Here is a 4,085-nt window from a genome sequence, read left to right on the forward strand (position 1 = left end):
CGTCGTCTTGCCGGCGCCGCTGGCGCCGACGATCGCCACCTGCTCGCCGGGCTCGATGACGACGCTCGCAGGCCGCAGCTCGAAGCCGCCCGACTCATAGCGGAACCCCGCAGCGCGCAGTTCAATACGCGGCGGCACGGAGCGGGACCACGCCAGTCGTTCGCTCGCTGGCGCAACAGGTCGCTCCTTCGTCTCCTCGAGCAACGCCTCGACCTTCTTCACCGCACCCATGCTCGTGCGGCCGCTGTGGAAGGCGGTGCCTAGATTCTTGATTGCGCTATAGAACTCGGGGACGAGCATCAGGATGAAGAAAGCCGTGCCGAACGGCAGCGTCTGGGCGATCAACATCCGGAACGCCAGCTCTAGCGCGACGACGCCGATGCTGAGCATGACAACGAGCTCCATCATAAAGGTGTTGGTGAAGGCGATACGCAGGATACTCATCGTCGCTTCGCGGAACCCCAGGCTGCTCCGCTCGATCGCCTCCTCCTGCGCTTTGGCGCGGCCGTACAGCTTGAGCGACACCAGCCCTTGCAGCGCATCCAGGAACGCCCCGGAAAACTGCGAGAGCTGCTCGAACTTCTCCTCCGACTGCGTCTTGGTGCGCAAGCCGACCAGGATCATGAAGATCGGGATGAATGGCGCGGTCACCAGCATGATCACGCCGGAGGGCCAATGCTGGGTCATGACGACGATCAACAGCATTAGCGGGATCAACGCCGTCTCGGCCATGCGCGGCAAGTACTGGCTAAAGTAGCTGTCCGACTCGTCGACGGCGTCCATGACGAGACTGACCTTGCCTCCGGTCTGGCCAGAGAGCGCGGCCGGGATCGACGCGCGCGTTAGCCTATGGATGACCGTCTGCCGGATCGCCGTCTTCGCTCTGCGGGCGATGCCGAGCCCGATGCGACCGTTCATATATCCGAGCAGCGCCCGCAGAGCGATCACAGCTCCCAGCCCCCCGAGCAGCGCCGCAACCGTGGCATAGGACGCTTCGTCGACGAAGATCCGGCTGACGACCATCGCGACGAGCGCCGCCTGTGCGATAATCGCCGCCCCCAGCAGCAGCGAGCACAGGGCCGAGAGCAGCAGGGAACGGCGATGGGCGGCAGTTTGAGCAGAGAGCAAGCTTGGTTTGCGTTTCATACCGATTCCCTCCTGTCAGCGTTAGGCTTTACTTGTTGCCCTTGACATAATCCGCATCGAACAGGAACAGCTTGAACACGAGCACCAGCGACGGGATGAGCAAGCAGAGTCCGCCGATGAAGGCCGCGACGAGCGCGATGCCCATCGACTCATGCGTCGCCCCCTCCTGGATCGTGATGAACGGATCGAGGATAAACGGGTAATGCCCGATTCCGTAAGCAAAAAATGCGCACAGGAACTGCAGCATGACGAAAATAAACGCCAGACCGTAACGTCTTCCGGCATTAAGCAGCCATACGGCAGCCATGAAGAACGCAACGGAGAGGCCAAGCAGCCACCACAGATCCATCATACTGTCAAAATGGCGCTGATTGTGCTGACCGAGGAAGATAAACGCCGTCAGTGCAGCGATAATCGTCGGCGTGCTCCAAAACAGCGCATAGGTGCGCAACAGCTTGAGCGCTGGCTGGTCGTCGGCCCGGGACGCATAGAACGTCAGGAACGCCGAGCTGATGAACAGCACCGAGACGATCGCCAGCGCGACGATGCTCCAGGATAACGGACTCGTAAACAGCGTAAAATATTCAAGCGAGACGACATTGCCGGTCTCGACGATAAATCCACCCTCGGACAGCGTCAGCGCAACCGACAGCGAGGCCGGAATCAACAGCCCTGTCGCGCCATAGAGGAACAGGTAGACGATATTCTCCTTGGACCCATAATTCTCGAACGCATAAAAGGAGCCGCGGATCGCCAGCAGAATGATGGCGATGCTCCCCGGTATGAGTAGCGCCGACCCGTAATAATGGGCCGTGTCCGGGAAAAAGCCGATCATGCCGACGAAGAAGAAGACGAAAAACACATTCGTGATCTCCCACACCGGCGACAGATAGCGGGAGATCAGGCGGTTGATCAGATGATCCTGCTTGGTCAGCCGGGCGTAAAAGGCGAAGAAACCGGCGCCGAAATCGACCGAAGCCACGACCAGATAGCCGTACAAAAAAATCCACAGTACCGTAATGCCGACAAGCTCGTAACTAATCATCGCTCTCTCACCCTCTTCCCTGCGCTTCGATGGTTTTCTCCAGCTCCGCCTCGGCCGGGTTGTTGCGGAAGAGTCGCCGCAGCACGACTGCCGACAGGACGCCGAGGACGATATAGAGCGCCAGGAAGACGAAGAACAAACCTACGACGTTAGGCGATGATGTCGCGGCCTCCTCGACGCGCATATAGCCCCGGATAATCCACGGCTGCCGTCCGACCTCGGCATAGAACCAGCCCAGCTCGACAGCAAGGAAGGCAAGCGGCGCGCAGATGACGATGCCCCGCATCAGCCAGGCGTTGTAGAGATGCCGCTTCTTCTTCCAGAAGCGCAACAGGAAGAACAGCGCAGCGATGCCCAGTATGACGAAGCCAAGGCTGACCATCAGGTCGAACAGATAGTGCGAGACAAGCGGCGGCCATTCATCCTGAGGGAACTCATTGAGCCCCTTCACCTCCGCGTTGAAGTCTCCGAAGCCGAGGAAGCTGAGCGCGTTAGGGATGCGGATCGCGCCGGTTGGCTCCATCGCATCATTCAGCCAGCCGAATACAAGCAAGTCTGCGCCTCGTTCGGTCTCGAAGTGCCATTCCGCCGCTGCCAGCTTCTCCGGCTGATGCTTGGCGAGGAACTTCGCCGAGACGTCGCCGGCGATGACGGTCAGGAAGCTGAATACGAGCACGACGGCCATCATGAGATGAAGCGATTTTTTGTAGTAGACGGTAGCGCCCTTCTTGAGGATCATATACGCCGCAACCGCAGCGAGCAGCGCCGCGCCCGTCATATAGGCGGAGGTCAGCACGTGGAATACCTTGGACGGCGTCGCCGTGTTGAGCATGGCTGCCACCGGATTGACCGCAGAGAACGCGCCGTTCTCCAGCACGAAGCCCTCCGGCTGGTTCATGAAGCCGTTGACGGTCGTAATGAAAAAGGCCGACATCCCGGCGCCAAGCACGATCGGAAACGTCAACAGCCAATGCGTGTAAGGGTTTTTGAACCGATTCCAGGTATACAGATAAATGCCCAGGAAGATCGCCTCGAAGAAAAATGCGAACACTTCCATAAACAGCGGCAGCGCAACGACATTGCCTGCCAGCTGCATAAAGTTGGGCCAGACGAGCGCCAGCTGAAGCGCGATCGCCGTACCGGTGACGACGCCGACGGCCACCGAGATGATGAAGCCGCGCGTCCACCGCTTGGCCATCAGGATGTAATGCGGGTCTTTCTTGCGTATCCCTACAAACTCGGCAATCGCGATCATCAGCGGCACGCCGACGCCGACTGTAGCGAAGATGACGTGGAAGGTCAAGGTCAATCCAGTAAGCAATCGGCTCCATAACACCGTATCTATCTCCACGACACCGTCTCCTCTCCTGTCTATACTCCACTCCGATAGCTTGTGGTCTATCCCATGTGGTCTATCCTTAGTATAAACAAATCCACCTATGACTCAAAACAAATGCCCACAGCTCCAAAAAACATTCATATCTTTCTTACAACTTTGTGAAATAAATCACTGCAATGTGCCGAATCCCCCATTTTTATCGTTTTTTATCACCACAATTCAAAAAAGAGCCAACCTGGTTGGTCGACTCCTCTAGCAGCTTTATTTCTCCAGCCGATCTGACTAATCCACAGTCCGTGCCCTCACGAACCGTCCACGCGGGGACGACTGAGGCCAGGATCGACCAGCAACCGTCGCCGCAGTTCGCCCTCCGGCAGCTCCGGGTACATATTCTCCAACGGCTGATGGACCATCAGCTTGGGATGAGCGGTCGATGCCGACGTGATCATCACCTCGACCAGCATCGGTCCGGACCCGGCCAGCGCCCACCGGATATCCCTTGCAGCCGAGGCTATGGCAGCAGTCCGCCGCGCCTGCCAGCCGTAGGCCTGCGCC

At 58.8% G+C, this 4,085-nt stretch carries 4 protein-coding genes; all 4 read right to left on the reverse strand.

The window, feature by feature from the left end:
- On the reverse strand, nt 1-1,146 hold a 1,146-nt coding region (locus tag PA598K_RS09765; protein WP_260405338.1), incomplete at its 3' end, for an ABC transporter ATP-binding protein/permease.
- A gap of 28 nt (nt 1,147-1,174) precedes the next feature.
- A complete protein-coding gene (locus tag PA598K_RS09770; RefSeq protein ID WP_128656772.1) occupies nt 1,175-2,191 on the reverse strand; it encodes a cytochrome d ubiquinol oxidase subunit II in 1,017 nt (338 codons plus the stop codon).
- A 7-nt stretch (nt 2,192-2,198) separates the two neighbouring features.
- Nucleotides 2,199-3,542 (reverse strand): cytochrome ubiquinol oxidase subunit I, encoded by a 1,344-nt coding sequence (locus tag PA598K_RS09775; RefSeq protein ID WP_128656773.1) that lies wholly within the window; start codon nt 3,540-3,542, stop codon nt 2,199-2,201.
- A gap of 290 nt (nt 3,543-3,832) precedes the next feature.
- Nucleotides 3,833-4,085: hypothetical protein (locus tag PA598K_RS36090; protein WP_221414119.1), on the reverse strand; the 253-nt coding region annotated here is incomplete at its 5' end.

It is taken from the genome of Paenibacillus sp. 598K, from assembly GCF_003851045.1.
Taxonomy (GTDB): domain Bacteria; phylum Bacillota; class Bacilli; order Paenibacillales; family Paenibacillaceae; genus Paenibacillus_D.

Excerpts from the sequence above, each read along its gene's own strand:
- PA598K_RS09770 (WP_128656772.1), bottom strand. The coding sequence starts at position 2,191 with ATGATTAGTTACGAGCTTGTCGGCATTACGGTACTGTGGATTTTTTTG.